Origin of the sequence: Paenibacillus agaridevorans, from assembly GCF_003112455.1 — a bacterium.
In the GTDB taxonomy this organism is placed as follows: Bacteria; Bacillota; Bacilli; order Paenibacillales; family Paenibacillaceae; genus Pristimantibacillus; species Pristimantibacillus agaridevorans.
Genome location: NZ_BDQX01000171.1, coordinates 584,997 through 591,888, shown reverse-complemented (window position 1 = coordinate 591,888; position 6,892 = coordinate 584,997). Strand labels below are relative to the sequence as shown.

The 6,892-nt window shown below is 52.0% G+C and carries 8 protein-coding genes; 2 read left to right on the top strand and 6 right to left on the bottom strand.

Annotated features, from left to right (window positions below):
* The 6 genes from PAT3040_RS17500 to PAT3040_RS17475 form a co-directional block, all read right to left on the bottom strand.
* Positions 1–1,505 (bottom strand): ABC transporter ATP-binding protein (locus tag PAT3040_RS17500; RefSeq protein WP_258235016.1); only part of this gene is annotated, 1,505 nt, incomplete at its 3' end.
* An 11-nt stretch (positions 1,506–1,516) separates the two neighbouring features.
* Positions 1,517–1,975, bottom strand: coding sequence for a lasso peptide biosynthesis B2 protein (locus PAT3040_RS17495; protein ID WP_087566662.1), 459 nt, complete (start codon positions 1,973–1,975; stop codon positions 1,517–1,519).
* Entirely contained in the window at positions 1,938–2,255 is a 318-nt protein-coding gene (locus tag PAT3040_RS17490) for a lasso peptide biosynthesis PqqD family chaperone (protein ID WP_108993709.1), read from the bottom strand. Before PAT3040_RS17490 ends, PAT3040_RS17495 begins: the two co-directional genes overlap by 38 nt.
* The gene (locus PAT3040_RS17485; RefSeq protein WP_181376689.1) at positions 2,252–3,196 is read right to left on the bottom strand and encodes a phosphoenolpyruvate carboxykinase (ATP); all 945 of its coding nucleotides are present in this window, start codon (positions 3,194–3,196) and stop codon (positions 2,252–2,254) included. The genes PAT3040_RS17490 and PAT3040_RS17485 overlap by 4 nt, the downstream gene beginning before the upstream one ends.
* Before the next feature lie 118 nt (positions 3,197–3,314).
* Positions 3,315–3,452 carry a paeninodin family lasso peptide gene (locus PAT3040_RS17480; RefSeq protein ID WP_108993708.1) on the bottom strand — a complete coding sequence of 46 codons (138 nt, stop codon included), beginning with the start codon at positions 3,450–3,452 and terminating at the stop codon, positions 3,315–3,317.
* 41 nt (positions 3,453–3,493) lie between these two features.
* A complete protein-coding gene (locus PAT3040_RS17475) occupies positions 3,494–5,431 on the bottom strand; it encodes an asparagine synthase-related protein (protein ID WP_108993707.1) in 1,938 nt (645 codons plus the stop codon).
* A gap of 304 nt (positions 5,432–5,735) precedes the next feature.
* Here PAT3040_RS17475 and PAT3040_RS17470 point away from each other — a divergent pair, with 304 nt between their 5' ends.
* Positions 5,736–6,074 carry a PqqD family peptide modification chaperone gene (locus tag PAT3040_RS17470; RefSeq protein ID WP_087566659.1) on the top strand — a complete coding sequence of 113 codons (339 nt, stop codon included), beginning with the start codon at positions 5,736–5,738 and terminating at the stop codon, positions 6,072–6,074.
* 11 nt (positions 6,075–6,085) lie between these two features.
* Complete coding sequence (locus PAT3040_RS17465; RefSeq protein ID WP_258235015.1) at positions 6,086–6,874, top strand: metallophosphoesterase; 789 nt, start codon at positions 6,086–6,088, stop codon at positions 6,872–6,874.
* The last annotated feature ends 18 nt before the right edge of the window (positions 6,875–6,892 follow it).

Here is a 6,892-nt window from a genome sequence, read left to right as displayed (position 1 = left end):
ACAAGCCGCTGCCGTTCGCCGCCGGATAAGCGGACGCCCCGATCGCCGATGACGGTATTTAGTCCTTCCGGCAGCCTGGCTACGAAGTCCGCGCAGGATGCGAATCGAAGCGCTTCCCAAATCTGTTCATCACTTGCGTCCGGCAGGACCAGCGTCATGTTTTCCCTGATCGTTGCGTTGAACAGGAACGGGTCCTGGGGGACATAACCGATCGACCTGCGATAAGCGGCCAGCGTGTCGCCGACTAGCGGCGTGCCGTCTACGACGATTTCGCCCGCGCTCGGGTCCATTAGTCCCATAATGACGTCGATCAGCGTGCTTTTGCCTGCTCCGGATGGTCCGGCGATTGCGGTCATAGAGCCGGCAGGTAAGGTTATATCGACGCCTTGGAGCGAATAAGGGGAATCGGGACTGTATTGAAAATGGATATTGCGGCACTGGATGCCCAGTTTGACCGTCAGGGGGGGATGTTCCCCGGCAGCCGGAGCAATCCGTTCCGCGGCTTCTTCGCATTCCTTGCGCAGCGATGTGACGGCCCTGCAAGCCGGAGCCATGGACGCAATCGATTCCAGATTGGCTTGGATGGCCGTGAATCTCGGCCAAAGCCGGGCGAAGATAACGGTAATCGTAAGCAGTTGAATGCCTTGTGTCTTGAAGAGAAGGAACGCAGCTAAAATGAAGCCTGCAACCAGGAGCGTGGAAGCCAGCTTATAGACCAGTTGGGAGTTCATTCGCAATGTAATATAGGACACTTGCTCGCGCAGCATGGCGCCTGTAAGCTCATGCATCCACGCCAGCCGGGACCGTTCCAAAGAATTGCTCTTAATATCTTTGATGCCAGTAATTCCGTCGGTAATGCCAGCCATATATCGCTGAGCCAGTTGGGAGGTCTGGCTGCCAAGCTGCTTCGCTCTGCGGATGAAGCTGCGGGAAAGCAGGCCCAGCAGCGCGCCGCAGATCAGGACGAACGCCGTCAGCATGGGAGAGATCCAAAATGCTACGCCGATCTGGATCCCCGTAAAGATCACGGAAGCGGCCAGTTGAAAAGACGTATTAAGCGCGCCAAGAACACGAGCTAATTCGATTGTAAGGACGTTGATGAGATCCGAACCGCGCTTGCGCAAGAAGTAAGGCCATCCCGCTCCGAGCAGATCGCGGTAGGTGTCTTGGCGAAGCTCGCGGACATAACGATGCTGCAGCTCGACATTCTGAATCATGACGCTGCGGTAAATAAAGCTTTGGGCTATGGTCGTCGCGGTATAAATAAAGAGGACGATACATAAGGCTGTAACCGTGGAGAAGCCGCTTAATAGCTGGCCTATCCATGCAAAATATCCTCCGCCGACGTCCAGGCTGACCAGGCCGATGAGACCTAATAGAGGGACGAGGAGAAGGATGCCGACACTCTCCAGCATGCTGGATGCGACCATGCCGAACAGATTCACATATATCGCGGCTCCAGAATAAGACAACATTTGTTTCATATATTTCCATACCTCGTGCATGGGGCACCTCTCTAACCGGCCCTGCGGGCGTGTTTGGCGAATTTCTCGACGACGACGAACTGATTCATAACCTCGTGCCCGCTTACATACATAGATCCGCTGCGCAGCCAAGCGTGCGCGATCAGCTTGCCGTGCTCATCACGAGCGGTTCCGAGATACAAGGTGCTTGAGATGCCGCGGCGCTCAAGCATTTGCATGCCGGCCATCGCTTGCACCATACATTTGCTCTCCCATGGCGTATTTCGGCTAATGACGGCAATGGCGGATCGGATATGTTTAAGCGTCTTGACATGTCGCTCATCGGAGTCGAGAGAGGTTTCTTCGCTTTTAGCCCCAAGTCCCGGCGCAATCTTGGCGAATTTGCGGCGAAACTTCAGCTTGGCCCATCCCAAAAAAAGAAAAGCCTCTATTAATAAGAGGACGGTAAGCCGATCAAACGTTAGCAGCGTTCTTATTCTCTTCGTTAACAAGGAGCAACCCTTCCCCTCGAAGCTGCTCCAGGAACGAGAAAACTTGCTCCGCGCATGCCGAGTCGTCCACGTCGAATTCTTCTGTCAATCTGTCTACCAACGCTCCTACAGACACGGGGTCATGGATGCAGTCCCATATTCGGCCGCCGATTTGGCCCAGATTATAATAATTGCCGCTCTTCACGTTGAGCATAACTTTTTCTCCGCCCATATCGCTCACTATATTTTGTTTGCAGGAGGATACAACATCGGTTAAAGTCAAAGGCATGATTGACATCATAACAACATCTCCTTTTTTGTCGATTGAATCATGAGTCGGTACAGGCAGGCGAGACTGTCGCCGTCAAACGGACGGGATAGCCGGAACATGTCGATTCGCCCTGCGAATCTGGACAATGTCCGGAAGTGCCACTCCATAAGTCCGAGCGGTTCCAAAAGAAAACCTCGAAAGGTATGCCGGAGCATCGCGTGAAAACGTTCCAGCCCTGCGATAGAAACGATCTCAGCATTTTTATCGTGTTTGGTGAGTTCGAATACGCCCGCTAACGGCAGCGGCGTATCCAGAAATGCGCCTTCGACCGGGACGGCGAACTTCGTTTCCCGCTTGTAGATGGGTTTTAAGCCTGCGGTGGATTTGCCTAGCAATTGCATGGACTCCTGCCATATTTTTTGCTGCGGATAGGCAGGCATGACGATGGGGTTGCCTCCTTCGCCAATATGAACGGCGATAAGATCGTCGCTAAGCAGCTCGTGGCCTTGCTCCATGAGGTAGGAGGAGAGCGTCGACTTGCCTGCCCCGGATGCGCCGACAATGGCGTAAGCCTGGCCGTCAATGGCGACCGCGCTGCCATGCAGCGGGAGAATCCGCTTCTGCATCAGCAGAATGCCCATACAGCTGCCAAGCAAATAAAGCCTGATTTTGTCCTCATCGGCCGTGGGGGAAGACGAGACCTCTATCGTACGGCCGTCCTTGATACCGAAGATGGCCGTATCCGGCACGCGAATAAGAACACTGTTTTCTCCTACGGCAAGAAATTCGTTTACTTTCGTAAGCTCCTGCCACAGCTTCTCGAGAGGCTGGCGAGTTATAACCACATCAGGCATGTTTCCATTCATACCGCTGTCGGCACTGTCGATTAAGCGAAGCTCAGGCAAGCGGAACTCGCTCTCGATGATCAGGCCGAACGAGCGATAACGTGCCGTCTTCTCCGGTATATTCATCGTAATCACTCCCTGTTGTCGTTAATGGGTCGCAGCCCGTCAGGCGGGCCGCCCTTGTACGATGATGTACAAGGGCGGCCCGTACAGTTGCGGCAGAACGAATGCAAATGACGACGGACTAACTGTAGTGGATGACTTCCGTCGGATCCGGTTGAATATCATCCGGCAATCTGACACCGGGTCCGGCCATTGTCATATTGACATTTAGCACCTCCAACTGCGGTTGCTGCCACGACTTTTTCGTTTGTTTTTCCATATAATCACCTCCTCTCAAGCGCTGAATATGACTTGCGGGCTTTAACCGCAACGCTGCAGGAATCGACGCAATATAACGGACCGCATTAGAATGCGGAACTCGTTATCGAATACGATCTCCGGTCGCGGCGAGGCTTTAACGGCATGCCAAGCGTGGTTTAGCCCCTTCACGTCCAAATAACCTGCGATACGGGGATCATCGATCGTATCCCTGAATTCCTGCACAAGCTCATTCCATGCCGGAAGCATACGATATAAGCCGTCAGCTCCCTGAATGCCTCTCACTTGCTGATTCAGGCGAACGGAGTCGGGCAAATAACCGGAAGTTGCCCTCCGTATCAACGAGCGGCCGTAACCGTTTTGCACATACTGGTTCTCCGGCAATGACAAGCAGAACCGTATAACTCTAAGGTCATTAGTAGGATCGCGGTCCCACAACGAGTGGCGCAAGGATTGCATGCAGCCGACTTTGCCGGTTACCGTCCAGTAATAGGGCTTCTCGAATTGCTTGCGTCTGACATCGTACACGTTCTGTGAAGGATCGCCCCAGAAGTCGTAGCCATGCTCCCTTAAGCGTTCATAAACGTGGGTTCGTTCGGCGAACTCCGGGTGAATCCATTCGGGCAAACCATCTCTTTGCTGAGAGTCGCTCCGGCGGGAAAGGCGAGGGAACGCCTTGCGAGTAATGACGCGCGACATCTTTTTCCTGCTGACTCCGATGTTCTCGCAGAAGGAATTAAATTCTTGATACAGCGTAATCAGCTTGAATTTGCGCAGCAGCTCCACATGATAATCTTGGACGGGTCCCCAGGAGATCGTCCAATTGCCGCGGCTGCCACTGAGCAATACGCCCATGCCCGCTTCGCTTGCTTTTTCGTAAATGCCCTTCGTCCAAAATGAATTTTCGTAAAATTTATACGGCGACTCCAGAATATCCAGCCAGTCGTCGATTGCCGAGAGCGGATCATAGTTCGGAAAGTCATAATAACTGTCCTGAATATTGCCTACATAATCTACGGTTGCTTTAATGTTGTCCCGCTCGTTCGCAATCCGGCTTTTCGGCGTCCAGTCCGTGAAACCTTCGAGCGGCACGTAGCTGAACGTGTACAGCAATTTATTGTGATTCAGCAATTCACGGGCAGCAAAGCTCGCGACCGATCCGGAATCCAGGCCGCCGCTTAACTTGGAGCCGGCCTTTTTGAAGGTGCGAACCTTGGAGGAAACGGCACTCCGGAAAACGTCGCGAAACGCCTCGACATATTCCTCGTTGGAACGCAAAATCAGCTTCTTTTTCGACGTAATCGTACAGTATCTGGCGAAGGTGAGGCGGCCGTCCCGGAGAAGGAAGCTATGGGCGGGAGGCAGCTGTCGGATCGATTTATATACAGTAGAGAATACATCGACCGATTCCGTAGAGATCGGAATTGCCAGAAACTCGGATAACCATAGTTCGTTCAGTCCGCGCTCTACGCCAGGCAGCGACAGCAGCGGCGCAATCGTCGTGCTAAATGCCGCGAATTCACCCGTAGTCGTGTAATAAAGCGTACGATTGCCGGAGAAGTCTCGCGCGCCGAACAAAGTACGTTTTCTGGCATCCCAGATCATAAACGCGAAATCGCCGACAAGGTGCGCGGGACTTTCGTTGCCCCACTTCTCATAAGCAAGCAGCAACAGGCGGCTGTCTGTCATGGCAGCCCGATCCGAAGCATGAATATGCAGAAGATCAAACAATTCCGTGCGGTTATCGATAATTGCGTCAGCCGTAATAGCGAGGCCGGATGCTTCATCCCAAGAAGGAAGCCGCTCCGACAGCGATTCCGGAGTAATCCATTGGCCGTGGCAGCCAAGGAAGACATCATTTTGCTGCCACATGCCGACATAATCGGCCGGAAATTTCGCGAAGCCATCCATCACGCGGGGACCGTATTCAACAGCCAAGGGCTGCCCGTTCAAACTGCAAATGCTACTGATTGCGCTCATAAGGCCTCCAAGTTGTTCTTGTTATAGAACAGTCAGACGAATAAGTGAACATCCCGTAAATATAAGGATATATCAATTGTTTATTTCAAATTAATTCGTTCTGAAAATCGTATAAAGTACGTTTTGTTCTTTATTAAGAACTCGAGATAAGGTTATCATCAACGTTATTCGTTGTCAACAGTTCCAAGCAGATTTTGAGGGGAAAACTTGGAACCGAGAAGGACATTGACAGTCTGGAAGATCGAATGATAGAATTTTTACGATTGTTCTTTATAAAGAACGAATGGAAATAGAGGTGTTTGCATTGCATACAGCTTCGGAATTGTTTATGCCGGGGGAACCCGCGTTCTCGCTTTCCTTATTCCTGCCTATTGTAAGGCTGGAAAGCGGGAGGTGCGTCGAGGGAGGGAACGCCGAAGGAGCGTTGTCCGTGTTGTGGCCGGATCGGAGCCTGGCTTTTTACTTTAACGAAACGGGGAGCCGCATCTGGGGACTCTTAAGGGAATCGGTCACGGTCGGCGAAGTTGTCAACGCGCTTCTGATTGAGTATGATATTGATCGAACGACATGCGAGTCCGAAGTATTCGGCTTTCTCGCTAAGCTGTCCGGGGAGCGCTTGATTCAATTCGGCTTATCCTTCTAGGACGCAGGGAGGTGCTCAAGCGGCTGAGTGATCTTATAATCGTGCTGATTGCCTTAATAGGCATGTCGGCGCTCTTCTACTTATTATTGATAATGCCGACGCAATGGCTCAAAATCGAACGCGTCGCTCATCCTATTGGCCTGGGAAAACGTTTTTTGCAGATCAGCGATCTTCACGTCGATATGCTTCGAATTGGACCTGATAAGATGGAAGCCGTCGTCCGGGCGGAGAAGCCGGATTATATCGTGCTTACAGGTGATTATACGTACAGACGGGAGTATTTGCCCAGGCTGGCTCTATATTTGAAAGCCATTACTGCGGTCGGGGTCCCTGTCTATGCCGTGCTCGGCAATCATGATTACCAGCAGCCGCGCCCTCGGGAGATGTTGACGCTGTTCCGGGAGCAAGGCATTGCGATATTAAGGAACGGCAGCGTGTCGCTTCCCGAGTTTACATTGATTGGCATTGACAATTACAGTACAGGGCATAGCCGAATATCGGAGGCGTTCCTGAACATCGAGCGGAGCAAACCCGCGATCGTCATTACCCATGACCCTAATGTCGTATTAAAAATTAATCAAAATTATGATTATTTGATGGCAGGACATTTCCATGGCAAGCAGTTCAATATTCCTTTTTTCTTTAAGTTGAAGCCGAAGGGTCCGTTGTCTCAGCGGGGAATCTATCGTGGCCTTCATAGAAGCGAACAAGGAGCTTATTATATTTCGAAGGGAATCGGTCAGGCCGGCGTAAACGCAAGGTTTATGGTACGGAGCGAGGTGACGGTTCACGAACTTTGAAAATCGGCGCCCGGGGGC